Here is a 17018-nt window from a genome sequence, read left to right as displayed (position 1 = left end):
GAACCGGTTCGTTCGCCGGACGGTCGGCCGCGATCGGCCGCCGCCTCAGTCCTCGCCGTCGTCGCTCCGTCGGGTCGCGAGGTAGCCGGCGGCGCCCGCCGCGCCGAGAGCGGCGAGCACGCCGAACCCCGGGCCGTCCGTCTCGGTCGTCTCCTCCCCCTCGGCCGGGGCCCCTCCCTCGTCGTCGGGTGTTTCGTCCCCGTCCGTCGTCGTCTCGCCCTCGCCCGCCGGCGTCCCGCCCTCCCCCTCGGTGGTCGGTTCGTCGTCGGTACCCCCGGCCGTGCCCGTTCCGGTCGCGGTGCCGGTGGTCCCGCCGGCCCCCTCGTCCCCGGGGACGAGTTTGAGGACCTCGCCGGTGTCGCCCTCCGGGACGGCCCGGCCGCTCGTCAGGACGTACAGCTCCCCCTCCCGGTCGCGTGCGAACGCGATGACGTACCGGCCGAGGCCGTCGCCGCCGGAGACGACCAGCTCCTCCATCGGCCAGAGGTCGCCGCCATCGGACGCGTCGATCGACGTCTCGGCCCCTCCGCCGGACGGCGTCCCCGTCGGCGTCCCCGTGGTCGACTCGGTCGGCGTGCCGGATTCGGTCGGCGTGCCGGACTCCGTCGCGGTCCCGGTCTCCGTCCCGGTCGGGGTGCCGGTTCCCGTCCCGTCGCCGTCGGCCCACCCCTCGGGCGGCGTCGCGGCGAACATGACCCCGCGGGCCTCGCGGAACGTCGGGTCCCTCGTCCAGTCGCCGAACACGTACCGGCCCTGCAGGTCCGGGATCGCCTCCCCGTCGTAGACGTAGCCTCCGACGACGGCGACGCCGACGCTCGTCCCGTCGCGCGAGTGGGGGTACTGCACGACCGGGTCACGGAACTCGGCGCCGCGGTCGGACGTCGACGGGCAGTCGTCCATCGGCTGGCCCGGGTTCGAGGCGTCGAAGCAGACGGTCCCCTCCTTCACGTTCCAGCCGTAGTTGCCGCCGTTCTCGACGACGTTCACCTCCTCGTACAGCGCCTGCCCGACGTCGGCGACGAGGAGCGTGCCGTCGTTGAACGTCGCCCGCCAGGGGTTGCGGAGCCCCCAGGCGAAGATCTCGTCCCGGCCGTCCTCCCCGACGAGGGGGTTGTCCTCCGGGATGCCGTACGGCGTGTCCTCCCCCTCGGAGTCCACGTCGATGCGGAGGACGTTCCCGAGCAGGTTCTCGGTCACGTCCTGGCCGTTGCCGCCCTCGTTCCCGTCGTACCAGTCCTCGACGTGGCCGGTCCCGGTGTCGTTGGCGCCGCCCCCGTCCCCCATCGTGACGTAGAGGTAGCCGTCCGGACCGAAGAGGATTGGGCCGGCGTTGTGGTTGAACTGCGGGTGGGGGATCTCGAGCAGCACGCGCTCGGACTCCGGGTCGCCCGACTCCATGTCGTCGGCCGCCTGGAACTCCGAGATCACCTCCGTGTGGTCGAAGCCGTCCGGCGTGCCGTCCCGCGGTTCGGAGCTGTAGTGGACGTAGAACAGCCCGTTGTCCGCGAACTCGGGGTGGAACGCCAGACCGGTCAGGCCCCGCTCGTCCATCCGCAGGTCGCCGGGCTCGAACCCGCCCTCGTAGGTCGACTGGAGTTCGATCATCCGGTCGCTGACGTCGAGGAAGGGCTCCTCGGCGAGCCCCTCCGAGTCGTGGACGTAGATCTGGCCGGTCTGGTCGGCGACGAACCGGCGGTCGCGGTCCTCCTCGGCGTACTCCATCGTGACCGGGCTGGTGAGCCCCTGTGCGACCGGTTCGAGCCCCACGCTGGGGCCCTGCGGGACGACCGACTCCGCCCCCTCGTCGGGCGTCTCGGTCCCGCCGCCGCCCCCGCCGACCTGCACCTCGCCGCGCATCGCGACCGGGTGGACCTCGCAGTAGTACTCGGCCATCGCCTCCTCGGCCGTGAACGTCACCGTCTGCGTCTCGCCCTGTCCCTCGACGATCTCGCTCCTGACGAGTTCGCTCCCCTCGGCGTCGAGGATCGCGAAGTTGTGCGGCGCACCGTCGGTGTTCTCCCACACCACCTCGTACTCCGTCCCGGGTTCGAGCGTCAGCGTCGGGTTCACGTCGCCCTCGATGGACGACGGCTCCCGGCCGACCCAGCCCGAGGACTCCCCGTCGAGCCGGAACGACTGCGACTCCTGTCCCGTCGTCAGGCCGACCAGGCCCGCCGCCCCGGCGGCGCCGCCGGCGACCTTGAGCACCGTCCGTCGGGGGAGGTTCGAGCGTCGTCCGCGGTTTCGGTTAGCCATCGTAGTGCGTATCCGACGGTCGTTCGGCCGATAACCGTGCGCCACGGATTCTCAAGCCAGTCCGCGCCGCCGCCGAACGGCGCACCCTGCCGGTCCGTCGGTTACGCCCGGTCGGCGTCGGCCGAGGCGGCTCGACTTAGAAGGCATCCTTGCGAAAGTAACCCGCGCGGAACGACACCGATCACGGTCCGGGCTGCCGCGGACGGGAGGGGCCACGTGCTAACGGTAACGCGTCACGCGTGCCGGGACGGCGACGTCGCTGAGGGTTTTGACGTGCGAACCATCAAATATGTACGAGCTATCTCGGCCGGACGAACTCCGTTGGTGGACGCGGATCGCGAGCCGGCGGCCGGAGCCGTGGTCGGCTCGACGGCCCGGGGAACGCCGGCGGTTACGGGGACCCGGTCCCGTTCCCGGGCGCGTCGGTGACCGTGGCCGTCCCGTTCCCGAGCGCGTCGTCTCCGGTTCCGGTCGCCGGCGTGTCACCGGCCTCCGTCGCGGCCCCCTGACCCGTCCCCGCGTCCTCCTCCGTCGCCTCTCCCGTCGCCGTCTCGACCTCGAGCGGGTTCGTCCCCTCCTCCTCCTCCGGCGGGCCGCCACAGCCCGCGAGTCCGGCGGCCAGTCCGGGCGTCACGAGTTCCAACAGACGTCGTCGCTCGAGTCGCATGTGCGCCCGAGTACGGCGGATTCGGCCTTTGGTATGTGCGACGTGCGTCGGAGTAGGTACGTCCGAAGGCGTCGCGTACACGGCGGCGGCCGCTCGGCCGACGGGCTCGAAGCAGCCGTGGCAGCGCGCGTTCGGGCCGAAAGGCGACCGTACCGCCGCGGCGGGTGCGGTAGGGACACCCTGTCCTGACAGGATGCGGTCACCGGAACCGCTTGTACAGCTTCGACGCGACGTTCATCCCGGCCGATCCCCGCTGTAGCCTGTAGTAGGTGACGAGGTCGGGGGCGAACTTCGCCTTGTACGAGTAGATGCGTTCGTGGTTCGCCCCGAACATGTCGAAGGAACTCCGGCCGCGTTCCATCGCGTCCCGACACAGCTGCCACTCGACGAGGTCGTTCACCGGCACGGGGGCGTCCGTCTTCACGCCGCCGATCCAGGCGCTCGCGCAGTCGTCGCTCTCCACGTCGACGAGCCCGCCCACGAACTCGCCGTCGACCCGGCAGACGTACGGCCTGATGGCCCCGTCCGGGAGCCGGTCGGCGAGGTCGCGCACGAACGTCGCGGTCACCGGGAACGACTCCCCCTGCTCGCGGTGTCGCTCGTGCGTCTGCTCGATGATGCTGTCGATGGCGTCGGGTCCCTCCTCCCCGATCTCGTAGGTCACGTCGTACTCGCCCCGGAGCTTGTTCCGGAGGTCGCCCGTGAACCTGCCGATGAGTTCGTCGGGCGTCGTCTCCAGGTCGACGACGTACGTGTACTTCGGCTCGACCTCGTAGCCGCGCCACTGGAACGGGCGGGTGTCGTCGTAGCCGACCGAGGTCCTGACGTGCCAGTAGCTGGGCGAGTCCCGCTCCTCGACCCAGTCGAGGACGCCGTCGACGAACCGCCGGTGGCGGCGGTCCCGCTTGCGCCGCTTCAGCTTCCCGGAGTTGAGCAGCGCCGGGCCGAGGTAGTTGACCTTCAGGTCGGGCGGCGGGGAGAAGGCGGCCGTCACCGGGCCCTTCGAGATGGTGAACACCGGGAAGAGTCCGACCGGCTCGTTCCCCTTGAACCCGACCAGCCTGTGGGCGGTCGCGCCCGCGTGCTCGGCGACGACGCCGACCGCCTCCGCCCGGTGGAACGGGGTCGCCTGCGACGACTGGTCGACGAGATCGTTCCACTCGTCCTCGTCGACCGGGCGCACGTCGACGCTCATGTGTCGTCGAGGTAGCCGAGGTCGGTCAGGCGCCGTTCGACCGCGGCGTCGGCGGTCTCGCGCGTCGAGGGGGCGTCGAAGGCGGGGTACGCGTCGGGCGGGAGCGGGTCGACGACCGGGAGCGGCTCCCCGTCCATCCGCTCGCTCGGGGGGACCCCGAGCGAGCAGAGCACGGTCGGGGCCACGTCGAACAGGTGGGCGCCGTCGAGGCTCGCGTCCGCGGCGACGCCCGCGCCGGCGGCGGCGAACATGCCGTCGCGCTTGTGGTTCCACGACTCCGGGGCCGGTCCGAACGTCCCCCCGCGGAGCGAGGCGGAGAGGTACGTGTCGAACGCCGCGGGGACGGTGATGATGTCGGCCGCGTCGTCGACGTGGGGCCCCTCGAAGTACTCCTCCCGGGGCGCGACCTCCTCGAACACCGGCTCGCCGTCGGGCGTCCGTGCGGCGGCCAGTTCCTCGACCAGGTCGTCCCGGACGCTCGGATACTCGGCCAGGGAGACCGTTCCGTCGGGGTCGCGCCCGGCGAGGTTGATCCGGACGCCCAGTTCCGTCCGGGAGCGCATGTAGGCGGTCGAGCGCTCGAAGTCCACGCTCTCGGTCGCCGCGCGGACCGCGTCCCGGGGGACGAACCGCAGGACGAACTCCGCGAGGCCGAGTCGCGAGAGCACGGCCCCCATCCGCTGGCTCGTGAGCCCGATCGCGGCCGCGGCCGAGAGCAGGCGCTCGGCGAGCGTGCGGTCCTCGCTCGGCGTCCCCTCGTCGCGGTCCTCCGGCGCGATCGTCGACCACGAGGGCATCCCGCCGCCGCGGGTCGTCTCGACGAACCCGCGCTCGCGGAGGTACTCGTTGACGCGGAACTCGTCGGGGTCGTACGGGCCGATGCCGTGGTCGCTCGCCACGATCACCGTGTCGGGATCACAGCGGTCGAGCACGGAGCCGAGTTCGTCGTCGACCGCCTCGAACACGGCCGAGATGGCCGCGGCGTCCTCCGGCCGCTCGTGGAACACGGTGTCGGTCTGCTGGAACTGGAGGAAGCCGAACTCGGGGTCGAACCGCTCCGTGAGGTGGCGGAACGCGGCCCCGCGCATCCGGGTAAGCCGACGGTACCACTCGACCTGTTCGTCCCCTTCGACCCCCCGCGGGCCGTACACCCGATAGTCGCCGAGTTCCGCGCGGAGCTCCTCGAGCAGTCCCTCGGGGTGACACGGCGGCGACTCGGGGCCGATGTACCCCGGGACCAGCGCGCCGTCGAACGAGCGCGGGGGGGACGTCACGGGGACGTTGACCACGACGCTCGTCCGACCCTGCTCGGCGAGCAGTTCCCAGAGCGCGTGCTCGCGGACGTGCGTGCGGTTCACCACGCTCCAGTCGTAGCCGTCGAACGTCAGGAAGTCGAAGACGCCGTGCTGGCCGGGGTTCGTTCCGGTGTACAGCGAGGGCCAGGCGCTCGGCGTCCACGGCGGAATCTGGGACTCGAGCGGCCCCGACACCCCCCGTTCCAGCAGATCCGCGAGCACGGGGACGCGCCCCTCCTCGACGAGCGGGTCGAGGACGGGTAGGCAGGCCCCGTCGAGCCCGACGAGAAGCGTCCGCAACCCGGAAGACGTGTCATTTCGACTCACGACTGTCCCCACCGAACCCGGTACAATTGTTATGGAGGCATTGTCGAGGGTAGCCTCCGCGGAACCGCCCGGCGTCTCCGGGGCCCCTGGCGGGGCGGGCGCGACGGTTCGGGACGGAGGATGGGCGCCCGGCGGGAGTCGTCGGGCGTACCAACGCGGTCGCACCCACGAATGAACGCCCGATCGTTCGGAGTAGCAGCCTCCTAACGCAGCTAGGGCGGCGTTTCACCGCCTCCGTGGACGGCGCCGTCAGGGTTGGATCGTCCTACCTCGCGGTATCGGGTCGTTAGTTTCGGTCAGGCCGGAGGGCGCGGTATTAAGCGACGGATACCTACTATCATCGGAAGTCCGTACGCACCTGGTCACCACGCGCCGGCAAGCGGTAACCAGTAGGTAGCCGTTACCAATCATCCGGGCGGAACTGGTCGAAACGACTTTTCGGTAAACTCCATCCTACGCGTCCATGGCGAAACGCCACAACGAGGCCGGAGCCGAGAAGGACGATGCTACCGATCGATCCGTCGATAACGACGCGCCTACCGGCGGGGAGGTCGGCGGTTCCTCGCGACGCTCGGTGCTGAAGGGGGTGGCCGCCGCGGCCGCCGCGGTGGGGACCGTCGGGGGCCTCCCGGGCGGGGCCGCCGCACAGGGCGAACTGCCGCTCGAACCGGACGGCGAGGTCACGCTCGAGCCGGGCGAGTACTCGTGGGACGGTTCCCAGATCCAGATCGGCCCGGACGCCGCGCTCGTCGGCGGCGGGTCGCCCGGCGACGTCGTCCTGAACCTCGAGTCCGGGACGATGCACGGCGAGGTCGAGGGGACCCTCGAGAACGTCGTCGTCCGCGGCGCGAACCCCGAGGCGAAGGCCGGGCTCAACGTCAACCCCGGCGCGACCGTCGACGGCTTCGTCTGGCCCGAGGGGGGCCAGCAGAGCGAGGACCGCGCGCTGTACACGCCCGAGGGCGGCGACGAGCGGTTGACCATCCGGAACTCCGCCTGGGGCATGATGGCCAACAACGGCGCGTACGTCGACAAGCCGCCGGTGACGATGGAGAACTGCGCCGCGGTGAACAACAACATCGCCGGCATCCGCGTCGGCCACCGCGAGGGGACGAGCGAGGGACTGACGACCGAGGTCCGCAACTCGCTGGTCGCCGTCACGGCCGACATCCCCAGCGACGACACCAACAGCCCGAACGCGCGCGGGATCCGGGTGCGCGCCCCGGGCCACATCGTCATCGAGAACTGCTACTTCATCTATCTCGACGTCAACGGCCCCGCCAACCCCATCGAGGTCCACGACGAGGCGGCCGGCGCGACCGTCGAGATCCGCAACTGCACGTTCTACAACGACACCGACCAGGAACTCGTCCGCGACAAGTCCGGCGGCTCGGCCGACATCACCGTCGAGAACTGCGTCGCCGTCGGCTCCGGTAGCTTCACTATCGAGGGCGCCGACGTGAGCGAGTCCGACCTCGCGGCCGACGGGGACGTCTCGTTCCCGCTCCCCTCGGACGTGACGGGCAACCCCGCCGCCGACGAGATCGAGGGCGTCGAGTCCGGCCTCGGCCCGTGGAACGGCTCCGTCTCCGTGGCGCAGGCCGACGAGGAGACGGCCGGCGACGCCGAGGGCGAATCCGCCGAGGGTGAAACCGCCGAAGACGCATCCGAGGGCGGCTCCGACGGGAAGTCGAGCGGCGACGCCGAGGACTCCGACGAGGGCGACTCCGGCAGCGACGGCGCGGACGACGAGGAGTCGGGCGACGATTCCGATTCCGAAGACTCCGAGGACGAGGACGACGAGAACGTCTGTGGCGTCTGAGATGAGTACGGGTAGCCATCGGGACTGGGGCCGGCTGCCGCGCGACCCGGACCCCGAGTCCGACCTGGGCTATCAGCTCCTGGAGCTGGACGTGCTCCGGTCGTCCGACGGCGCGGACGAGCACATCCTCGTGCTCCCGTCCGACGAGAACATGCTCCGCGAGAACGCCTTCATGGTCGTCGACCCCGACTCGATCCGCGATCTGGAGACGATGGTGTGAACTAGCGGGACGGCACGGACCCGTTACCGCTCCCTTTCCCCGATCCTTCCGTCGTCGGGTTCCAGCTCGCCCGGTTCTCTCGGATCCGGTCCGCTCTCACGCGGCGAATCTGCCGGCGGTAAGCTCGCCTGAAGCATCGCCCGACGGCGTGGTACATCGACCATTCTCATTCGGCGAAACTGTAGGGCCAGTACAACAATACGACCCGCGAACAGGTATCCAGGGAGAGATGACCTACGAGGAGTACCTCGACGGGCGGAAGGTCGTACTCACGGTCGCGCCGACGGGGGGAGTCCACGGCAAGGACGCGAACCCGAACGTTCCCGAACAGCCCGAGGAGATCGCCGCGGAGGTCCGCACCTGCGAGGAGCGGGGCGCCGCCATCGCGCACCTCCACGGGCGGGACGAGCACGGCGAGAACAGCGCGCGACGGCTCCAGGCGGTGAACGACGCGGTTCGGGACCGCTGTGAGGACATCGTCGTCCAGAACACGACCGGCGGCCAGGCGACCTACGAGGAGCGGGTACAGGGGATCAGGACGGACCCGTACCCCGAGATGGCGAGCCTCGACATGGGACCGTTCAACCGCGAACAGCACATCATCACCGAACACAACCGGCACAACATCGAGTCGCTCGCCGAGGAGATGCGGGAGAAGGGCATCAAGCCCGAACTCGAGTGTTTCAACAACGGCCACCTCAACGAGGTCCACCGGCTCATCGAGACGGGGCTGCTGGAGGAGCCCTACTACGTCAACATCATCTTCGGCCACGGCACCTTCACGATGCCCTCGCCCGAGAACGTGCTCAACATGATCCGGAACCTCCCCGAGGGGGCGGAGTTCAACCTCCTCGCGGTCGGCCGACATCAGCTCCCGCTGACGACCCTCTCGGCCATCATGGGCGGGCACGTTCGGGTCGGAATGGAGGACAACCTCTACCTGGAGCGGGGCGTCCCCGTCGAGAGCAACGCGCAGCTCGTCGATCGCACGGCGAACGTCCTCGAGGGGCTCGGCTGCGAGCTCGCGACGCCGGCGGAGGCGCGCGAGATGCTGGGCATCGGCGGGACCAAACGAGCCATAAGTGGGTGATAACATTGAGCCCCCGCCCTGAGGTGTACCCCGTATGACCTGCCCGTACCTCGAGTACCGCGACGACGACGGCGAACTCGAGTTCGACCACGAGCGCCCGTTCTGCCGGGCCCAGGAGTCGTTCGTCTCCCCCATGCGCGCGGACATCTGCAACGACAGGTACGACTTCGACCACCGCGACCACTGCGAGGTGTTCCGGAACGCGGAAGACGGGGAGGCGGCGACGCCGCTCGCGGAGGGGCAGGACTGACCCCGACGCGTCCGCGGCACGGCGACTAACTATGGGGATCACGCACGTGTCGACGGTATGACCGACTCCGAGGACCAGTACCAGTTGCGGTGGTTCAACCCCGACGACCTCGCGGGGTTCCTCGACATGTACGACGAGGCGTTCGGCGGCGGGAGCGAGGCGTGGTTCGACTGGAAGTACCGCGAGACCCCGTACGTCTCGCACGTCCCCGTCCTCGTCGCCGACGCGGGGGGCGAACTGGCGGGCGCTCGCCCGCAGGTCCCCTTCCGGATGCGCGCCGGCGGCGAGGAGACGCTCGCGCTCCGCTTCGGCGACACGATGGTCCACCCCGACCACCGCCGTCGCGGCGTCTTCAGCCGGCTCACCGGGCGGGCCCTCGACCACTACCGCGACATGGCCCCGCGGTTCTGCTTCAACTGCCCGAACGACCTCTCGCGACCCGGGTTCCTGAAGGCGGGCGGCGAGGAGGTGGCCACGCTCCCGTCGTACTACCGGATCCAGGACCCGGCGGCGCTGGCCGGCGACCGCGAGGGGGCACTCGGGCGCCTCGCCGGGTCCGTCGCGGGTCCGGTCGCGCGGGCGTACGCGAGGAGGTGCGACCGGCGGGCGAGCGTGCCGGACGACGCGCGGGTTCTCAGACACGCCGACGTCCCGGTCGGCCTGCTGTCGCGGCTGTACGGGCGGGCGGTCCCGGCCGGCGTCCACGCCGTCCGGGACGAGGCGTTCCTCGAGTGGCGCTACCGGAACCCGATGTGGGACTACACCGTCTACTCGGCGGAGGTCGCGGGCGAGACGGCCGCCGCGCTCGTCACGGGGACGGCGACTGAGGGGGGCGTCACCACCGCCAACCTCGTCGACGTCTACCCGCTCGCGGGCGGCCGGGATCGACGGGCGGGGCTGCGCGCGCTGCTGTCGGGGGTGCTCCCCGAACTGTCGGACGCCGACATCGTCGCCCACAGCGGCGACACGATCCCGCCGTCGCTGCTCCGGGAGCGGGGGTTCCTCCCCGACACGGCCCCGCCGCTCTCGGCGGTCGCGAGCCCGACCGGCCTCGTCGCCTACGACCTCGGCGGCCCGGACGAGACGCCGTGGAGCGCCGGCGGCGTCTCGCTCAGGGACCCGAACGGATGGGCGCTCTCGTACGCGGAACTGGACGCGCGCTAGGGGAAAGTGGACGCCCTCTCCGGACGACAGGGTGACCGTACCGCGAACACGGGACGTATAACAATCCGCCGACGGTCCCCTGACCGACCATGAAGAGGCGAGCGCTGCTAGCGGCCGCCGCGGGAGCGTCGGTCGGGCTCGCCGGCTGCGGCGGCAGGGAGCCGGAGTCGGAGCCGGAGCCGTGGGGGGAGCCGCCGCCCGCCGACCGACCGAACCTGGACGACGTCGCCGACGCGTGGGGGATCGACGAGGTGGTCGACCTCGAGGAGCACGGGGTCGACCCGTTCGGCACGGAGCCCATCGAGGGGACCCTGGAGGAGGTCGCCGCCGACGGCCGGCTCCTGTATCTCCCGCCGGGCCGGTACCGGCTCGAGGAGACCTGGGAGTTCACCGAGTTCGACTCGTTCGGCCTCGTCTCCGACGGGGCGACCGTCGTCCCGGAGGAGGGGTTCGACGACGAGGTGATCGAACTCGGGGCGCCCGGCACCGCCTCCCGCCTGCTCGTCGAGGGGCTCCGGTTCGACTTCCGCGCGGACCGGACGGGCGGCCGGCCGATCGTCGCCCGCGTCGACGACGACCTCCTCCTGCGGGACGTCTCGGTCAGCGGGCGACAGGACGTCGACACGGACACCGTCCGCGTGGACGTCGCGAGTCCCGACGGCGTCGGGCGGATCGAACGGCTCCGTCTGCCCGACGGCGCGGTGGCGATGCGGCCGGGCATCACCGGCTGTGAGGTGGGCGACGACACGCGCGGGGATCTCACGTTCGCCGACTGTCACGTCGAGGGGTTCTCGGACAACGGCCTCTACGCCGACCCCCCGGAGGGCCGCGTCCGTGTGCTCGGCGGCTACTACGCCAACAACGACGTCGCGAGCGTGCGCGTGAACGCCGACGCCGGCAGCATCGTCCGCGGCGTCCACGTCAGGTGCGACGAGCCCCGTCAGAGGTTCGAGAACATGCGCGGCATCCGCCTCCGCGGCGGCGACGACGTCCTCGTCGAGGACTGTCTCGTCGAGATGCTCGCGGTGACCGAGAGCGACGGGGGAGTGACGTTCTCCACGGAACTGACGTCGGCGACGATGCGCGACAGCCACGTCCACGTCGACGCCGACGGCGTCAACGCCATCCGCATCAAGCACGCGCAGGAGTCCAGGGGCCTCTTCGGCCGCGGGGGCTCCTTCCGCGTCGAGAACGTGACGGTCACCGGGTCGGCCGCGACCGGCGCCGCGATCCAGGCGAATGAGCGCGACGACTGCGTGTTCGAGGGGCTCTGCGTCCACCAGACCGGCCGGAACCGCACGGGCGTCAGCGCGACCCGGGTGAACGGCGCCATCCGCGACGCCCACTTCGCGGTCACCGACAGGCCGTACCGCTTCACGAACTCCAACATCGAGACGACCGACGTCTCCGTGCGGCGCCTCCGCGAGTCCGGAGCCCGGTCCCGGGGGGGCTGTGGGACATGACTGGCCGCACTGGGAGGTTCGTCGCGTCGACGCGTCCCCGCCGCGGCCGCACGAACGGACGTGGCGCCGTTGCGACGTCGATACCCACGCCAGGGCCGATGGTATCGAGTCGAACGCGCGCGGACGAACGGGGGACGGGCGTCGGAGACACCGCCGATTACCGGCGCGAGGACGCAGTGCGGAGGTACGTGACGCTCCGGGCTGGCGGCCTGTTCGAACAGGAACGGCGGGCGCTCGAACGGGGGTTCTTCGACCCCGACGCGCCGGTGCTCGACCTCGGCTGCGGCGCCGGTCGAACGACCGTCGCCCTGGTCGAACGGGGCTACGACGTCGTCGCCCTGGACCGAAGCGGCCCGATGATCCGGGAGACCGCGGCCGCCGTGGACGCGCCGTGCATCCGGGGCGATGCGACCCGGATACCGGTCCCCGACGGCCGGTTCGGCACCGTCCTGTTCTCGTACAACGGCCTCGACGACCTGTACCCCGAGGGGAAGCGGCACGCGGCACTCGGCGAGATCAACCGCGTGCTCGCCGACGACGGCCGGTTCGTGTTCAGCGCGCACAACAGCCGACGGCAGTTCCTGATCCATCCGCCGACGGCCTCCGAGTTCCTGGGCGCCCTCGGCTTCTGGGCGCGCAACGCCGCCGACGGGCTCGTCGGGACCCCCTACAAGCGCTTCACCAACAGCGACGAGACGTATCTGGCGTACCAGACGACCCCCCGGGCCCAGCGGCGCCAGCTCCGGGCGTTCGGCTTCGAGCCGATCGCCACCATCGGCAAATCCGGGGCGCTCTCGCGGGCGTTCGGCCCGACCGTGTACTACGTCGCGCGCAAGCGGGGCCCGTCGACGGCCGGCCGACGCGGGGACGACGACTCCGCTCGCCCCGGGCGCGGGGACGGGGGCCGTTGACGGTGGCGCGGGGGCGACTGGAGCCGCGGTTCCGGACGTGCTACCGCCGGAGGCGATGGCGTGAGCCGGTATCGGCGGCGAGGCGGCGACCGCACGCGCCGGGGTGGCGCCGCGGCGGCAGCCGTGTATTAACGACGGCAAAGCCGCACATAACAATGGTTCGATACCGGGCAAGGGCGGACACTGCCGGGAAAGTGACCGAGCAGTTCCTATCCATGTCTTCGACACACTCACAGACCCGACGTACCGGACCGAACGGCGGTGCAGTCCCGCGGTCGCTTGGCCGCCCAGGGGGGCCACAGTGACGAACACGTCGCTCGGCGACGGCGCCGAGGTCCACCCCGACGTGACCCTCGGGGACCCCGACGGGTCGATGCCGACCATCGGGCGCGGGGCGACCATCCGCCGGGGCACCGTCGTCTACGGCGACGTGACCGTCGGCGAGGGGTTCACCACCGGCCACGACGCGCTGGTCCGCGAGGACACGGTCATCGGCGACGGCGTGCTCGTGGGAACCCGCGCGGTCATCGACGGCGGGTCGACCGTCGGCGACGAGGTGAGCATCCAGACCGGCGCGTACCTCCCGACGAACACCACGGTCGGCGACCGCGTGTTCGTCGGCCCGGGCGCGGTGCTCACGAACGACGACTACCCGCTGCGCCAGGAGGTCGACCTCGAGGGACCGACCCTCGAGGACGACGCGACCGTCGGCGCGAACGCGACCGTCCTCCCGGGCGTCACGGTGGGCGAGCGCGCGTTCGTCGCCGCCGGCGCGGTCGTCACGGAGGACGTGCCCGCGGACACGCTGGCCGTCGGGGCGCCCGCCGAACACCAGCCGCTCCCCGAGCGGCTGCAAGGGGGAAACACGGTCCGATGATCCCCATCGCGAACCCACAGGTCGGGGAGGAGGAGCACGAGGGCGTCGAGCGCGTGCTCGAGAGCGGCCAGCTGGCGGACGGCGAGGAGGTCCGCCGCTTCGAGGACGAGTTCGCCGGCTTCTGCGGGGCGGACCACGGCGTCGCGACGACGAACGGCACGACCGCGCTCCACGCGGCCTTCGAGGCGCTCGGCGTCGGCGGGGGCGACGCGGTCGTGACGACGCCGTTCTCGTTCGTCGCGAGCGCGAACGCGATCCGGCTCGCGGGCGCGGAACCCGTCTTCGCGGACGTCGACCCCACGACGTTCACGCTCGACCCGCGCGAGGTCGAGCGGGTCGTCCGCGAGCGCGACGACGTCGCGGCGATCCTCGCGGTCCACCTCTACGGGCTCCCCGCCGAGATGGACCGTCTCCGCGAGATCGCCGACGAGCACGACCTCGCGCTCGTCGAGGACGCCGCACAGGCCCACGGCGCCGAGTACGACCGGCGGCGCGTCGGCACGCTGGGCGACGCGGCCTGCTTCTCGTTCTACCCGACGAAGAACATGACGACGGGGGAGGGCGGGATGGTGACGACCGACCGGGCCGACCTGGCCGACCGGGTCGCCCGCTTCGCCGACCACGGCCGCGTCTCGGGGTACGAGCACGCCGAGGTCGGCCACAACTTCCGGATGACGAGCCTCTGTGCGGCCATCGGCCGGGCGCAGCTCCCGAAGCTCGTCGACTGGACCATCGCGCGCCGGGGGAACGCCGCCTACCTCTCGAAGCGGCTCGACGACGCCGGCGTCGTCACCCCCCACGAGCCCCCGGGGTCCCGGCACGTCTACCACCAGTACACCGTTCGCTCCGACGACCGCGACGGCCTCCGCGACCACCTCGAGGACGCGGGCGTCGGCACGGGCGTCTACTACCCGACCCCCATCCACCGACAGCCCGCCTACGGGGGCGTCGACGCCGACTGCCCGGTCGCCGAGCGCGCCGCCGAGCAGGTGCTCTCGCTGCCGGTCCACCCGGGGCTCTCGACCGACGACCTCCGACGGGTCGCCGACGCGGTCGAGGCGTACGCCCCCGAGACGAACGCGGAGGTCGCGGCCGAGACCGGCCGCAAGAGCGCATGACCGAGCCACTCGCCGCCGGCGTCCTCGGCGTCGGCAGCATGGGTCGAAACCACGCCCGGGTGTACAGCGAACTCCCGGACGTGGACCTCGTCGGCGTCTCCGACCTCGACGAGTCCGCCGCCCGCTCGGTCGCGAACGACTACGGCACGGTCGCCCGCGGGACCGACGAGCTGCTCGCGGCCGCCGACCTGGTCTCCGTCGCGGTCCCGACGGCCGCACATCCGTCGGTGCTCGACGGCTGTATCGACGCCGGCGTCCACGCGCTGGTCGAGAAGCCGTACGTGAACGACGTCCCGCGCGGGCGGGAGCTCGCGCGCCGGGCCCGCGACGCGGGGCTCGTGCTCCAGGTCGGACACATCGAGCGGTTCAACCCCGCGGTCCGGGCGCTCGCCGACGTCGTCCCGAACGTCGAGGTGCTCGCGGTCGACGCCCAGCGGCTCGGCCCGCCGCGGGACCGCGAGGTGGCAGACTCGGCCGTCTTCGACCTGATGATCCACGACATCGACGTGGTGTGTGCGCTGCTGGACGGCGCCCCGACCTCGGTGACCGCGTCCGGCGCCGCGGACGGCCACTACACGGCCGCCACCTGCGAGTTCGACGACGGCGTCGTCGCCTCGTTCACGGCGAGCCGCGTCACCCAGCGGAAGGTGCGGACCCTCGGCATCACCGCGCGCGAGTGCCGCATCCACGTGGACTACATGGACCAGTCCGTGGAGATCCACCGCCACACGGCGCCGGCGTACATCGAGGACGACGGCGCGGTGCGCGAGCGGGTCGAGAGCGTCGTCGAGCGGCCCATCGTCGAGAACGGCGAGCCGCTGAAGGCGGAGCTGGAGTCGTTCGCCGCCTCGGTCCGGCACGGGACAGAACCCGTCGTCACGGCCGAGGACGGCCTCCGCGCCGTCGAGGTCGCCCGCCGGATCGACGACGTCTCCGCCGACCGCGCCGAGCGGGAGACGGAGGTGGTCTCGTGACCACCCGGACCGACGTCCGCTCGCTGTACGGCTCCGAACTCGACGAGGACGGCCGGCGCGCGGCGTTCACCCGCGGCGAGGTGCCGGTCGCGGTGTACGGCCTCGGGAAGATGGGACTCCCGCTCGCCACGGTGTACGCCGAGACGTGCGGCGACGTCACCGGCGTCGACGTCGACCCCGACGTGGTCGAGGCGGTCAACGCGGGCGAGTGCCACGTCGAGCGCGAACCGGGGCTCCCCGAGGCCGTCGCGGCCGTGACCGACGACGGCGCGCTGACGGCGATGGCCGACCCGGCCGCGGCCGCCCGAGACGCGAGCGTCCACGTCGTCATCGTCCCCACGCTCGTCACGGAGGCGAACGAGCCCGACCTCTCGACGCTGGAGGCCGCGGTCGAGGGCATCGCCGAGGGGCTCCACCCGGGCGACCTCGTCGTCGTGGAGTCGACGGTCCCGCCGGGGACGTGCCACGACGTGGTGCTCCCGCTGCTCGAGCGGGAGAGCGGCCTCCGCCGCGGCGAGTTCGGTCTCGCGTTCTGCCCGGAGCGGACCTCCAGCGGCCGGGCGCTCCGGGACGTCCGCGGCGCCCACCCGAAGGTGGTCGGCGGCATCGACGGGGAGAGCACCGCGTGTGCGCGGGTCCTCTACGAGGAACTCGTGGACAACGACGTGCTTCCCGTCTCGGACGCGACGACGGCGGAGGCGGTGAAGGTGTTCGAGGGGCTCTACCGCGACGTGAACATCGCGCTCGCGAACGAGCTCGCCCGGTTCACCGACGAACTCGGGATCGACACCCGCGAGGCCATCGAGACGGCGAACACCCAGCCGTTCTGTGACATCCACACGCCGGGCCCGGGCGTCGGGGGACACTGCATCCCGTACTACCCGTACTTCCTCATCAACTGGCTCGAGTCGCCCGCGCCGCTGCTGGAGACGGCCCGCGGCGTGAACGACGCCATGCCCGGCTTCGTCGCCGCGAAACTGGCCGAGGGGCTGCGTGCGGACGGGGTCGTCGGCGCGGACGAGGAGCTCCACGCGGGCGGGGTCCCGCTCGCGGACGCGCGGGTGCTCGTCCTCGGACTGACGTACCGCGCCGGCGTGCGGGAGACGCGGGCGAGCCCCGCGCTCGGGGTCTGCGGGACGCTCGCGGACAACGGCGCCGAGGTGTTCGCGACCGACCCGCTCGTCGACGCCGAGGGGTTCGACGCGGAGGGCGTCCCGCTCGAGGGGATCCACGACCTGGACGTGGACGCCGTCGCGCTCGTCACCGACCATCCTGAGTTCGACGGGATCGACTGGGACGGCTTCGACGGCCCGCTCGTCGTCGTCGACGGGCGGGACGTCCTCGACCTGCGGGACACCGACCACCTGCTGTACACGGTGGGGAGGGGCT

The 17018-nt window shown here is 71.8% G+C and carries 14 protein-coding genes and 1 pseudogene; 11 read left to right on the top strand and 4 right to left on the bottom strand.

Annotated features, from left to right (window positions below; translation table 11 throughout):
• Nucleotides 1-45: 45 nt before the first annotated feature.
• From HUG12_RS20345 to HUG12_RS20330, 4 genes are all read right to left on the bottom strand, one after another.
• Entirely contained in the window at nucleotides 46-2256 is a 2211-nt protein-coding gene (locus tag HUG12_RS20345) for a PQQ-dependent sugar dehydrogenase (RefSeq protein ID WP_179270726.1), read from the bottom strand.
• Nucleotides 2257-2647: 391 nt separating this feature from the next.
• Nucleotides 2648-2899: a hypothetical protein gene (locus HUG12_RS20340; protein WP_179270725.1), complete on the bottom strand. Its 252-nt coding sequence runs from the start codon at nucleotides 2897-2899 to the stop codon at nucleotides 2648-2650.
• A 223-nt stretch (nucleotides 2900-3122) separates the two neighbouring features.
• Nucleotides 3123-4118: a GNAT family N-acetyltransferase gene (locus HUG12_RS20335; RefSeq protein ID WP_179270724.1), complete on the bottom strand. Its 996-nt coding sequence runs from the start codon at nucleotides 4116-4118 to the stop codon at nucleotides 3123-3125.
• Nucleotides 4115-5740 carry an alkaline phosphatase family protein gene (locus HUG12_RS20330; RefSeq protein WP_246308225.1) on the bottom strand — a complete coding sequence of 542 codons (1626 nt, stop codon included), beginning with the start codon at nucleotides 5738-5740 and terminating at the stop codon, nucleotides 4115-4117. Before HUG12_RS20330 ends, HUG12_RS20335 begins: the two co-directional genes overlap by 4 nt.
• Before the next feature lie 463 nt (nucleotides 5741-6203).
• Here HUG12_RS20330 and HUG12_RS20325 point away from each other — a divergent pair, with 463 nt between their 5' ends.
• From HUG12_RS20325 to HUG12_RS21800, 11 genes and pseudogenes are all read left to right on the top strand, one after another.
• Nucleotides 6204-7562, top strand: coding sequence for a hypothetical protein (locus HUG12_RS20325; RefSeq protein WP_179270723.1), 1359 nt, complete (start codon nucleotides 6204-6206; stop codon nucleotides 7560-7562).
• A gap of 1 nt (nucleotide 7563) precedes the next feature.
• The gene (locus HUG12_RS20320) at nucleotides 7564-7782 is read left to right on the top strand and encodes a hypothetical protein (RefSeq protein ID WP_179270722.1); all 219 of its coding nucleotides are present in this window, start codon (nucleotides 7564-7566) and stop codon (nucleotides 7780-7782) included.
• Nucleotides 7783-8011: 229 nt separating this feature from the next.
• The gene (locus HUG12_RS20315) at nucleotides 8012-8872 is read left to right on the top strand and encodes a BKACE family enzyme (protein ID WP_179270721.1); all 861 of its coding nucleotides are present in this window, start codon (nucleotides 8012-8014) and stop codon (nucleotides 8870-8872) included.
• Nucleotides 8873-8906: 34 nt separating this feature from the next.
• The gene (locus HUG12_RS20310) at nucleotides 8907-9122 is read left to right on the top strand and encodes a hypothetical protein (RefSeq protein ID WP_179270720.1); all 216 of its coding nucleotides are present in this window, start codon (nucleotides 8907-8909) and stop codon (nucleotides 9120-9122) included.
• Nucleotides 9123-9179: 57 nt separating this feature from the next.
• Nucleotides 9180-10286, top strand: a complete 1107-nt coding sequence (locus HUG12_RS20305) for a GNAT family N-acetyltransferase (protein ID WP_179270719.1) — start codon at nucleotides 9180-9182, stop codon at nucleotides 10284-10286.
• An 89-nt stretch (nucleotides 10287-10375) separates the two neighbouring features.
• On the top strand, nucleotides 10376-11749 hold the full coding sequence (locus HUG12_RS20300; RefSeq protein ID WP_179270718.1) for a right-handed parallel beta-helix repeat-containing protein: 1374 nt from the start codon (nucleotides 10376-10378) through the stop codon (nucleotides 11747-11749).
• A gap of 98 nt (nucleotides 11750-11847) precedes the next feature.
• Nucleotides 11848-12660 (top strand): class I SAM-dependent methyltransferase, encoded by an 813-nt coding sequence (locus HUG12_RS20295; protein ID WP_179270717.1) that lies wholly within the window; start codon nucleotides 11848-11850, stop codon nucleotides 12658-12660.
• Between the two features lie 346 nt (nucleotides 12661-13006).
• The gene (locus HUG12_RS20290) at nucleotides 13007-13537 is read left to right on the top strand and encodes an acyltransferase (RefSeq protein ID WP_246308238.1); all 531 of its coding nucleotides are present in this window, start codon (nucleotides 13007-13009) and stop codon (nucleotides 13535-13537) included.
• Nucleotides 13534-14655: a DegT/DnrJ/EryC1/StrS family aminotransferase gene (locus tag HUG12_RS20285; protein ID WP_179270716.1), complete on the top strand. Its 1122-nt coding sequence runs from the start codon at nucleotides 13534-13536 to the stop codon at nucleotides 14653-14655. The genes HUG12_RS20290 and HUG12_RS20285 overlap by 4 nt, the downstream gene beginning before the upstream one ends.
• Nucleotides 14652-15629 carry a Gfo/Idh/MocA family protein gene (locus tag HUG12_RS20280; RefSeq protein ID WP_179270715.1) on the top strand — a complete coding sequence of 326 codons (978 nt, stop codon included), beginning with the start codon at nucleotides 14652-14654 and terminating at the stop codon, nucleotides 15627-15629. The genes HUG12_RS20285 and HUG12_RS20280 overlap by 4 nt, the downstream gene beginning before the upstream one ends.
• A pseudogene (locus tag HUG12_RS21800) lies at nucleotides 15626-17017 on the top strand (nucleotide sugar dehydrogenase); the annotation flags it as partial. The gene HUG12_RS20280 and the pseudogene HUG12_RS21800, both read left to right, overlap by 4 nt.
• Nucleotide 17018: the final 1 nt, after the last annotated feature.

The organism is Halorarum salinum (genome assembly GCF_013402875.1).
GTDB classification, from domain to species: domain Archaea; phylum Halobacteriota; class Halobacteria; order Halobacteriales; family Haloferacaceae; genus Halorarum; species Halorarum salinum.
Note: the sequence above shows the minus strand (reverse complement) of the source record. Positions and strands in the feature narration are given on the sequence as shown.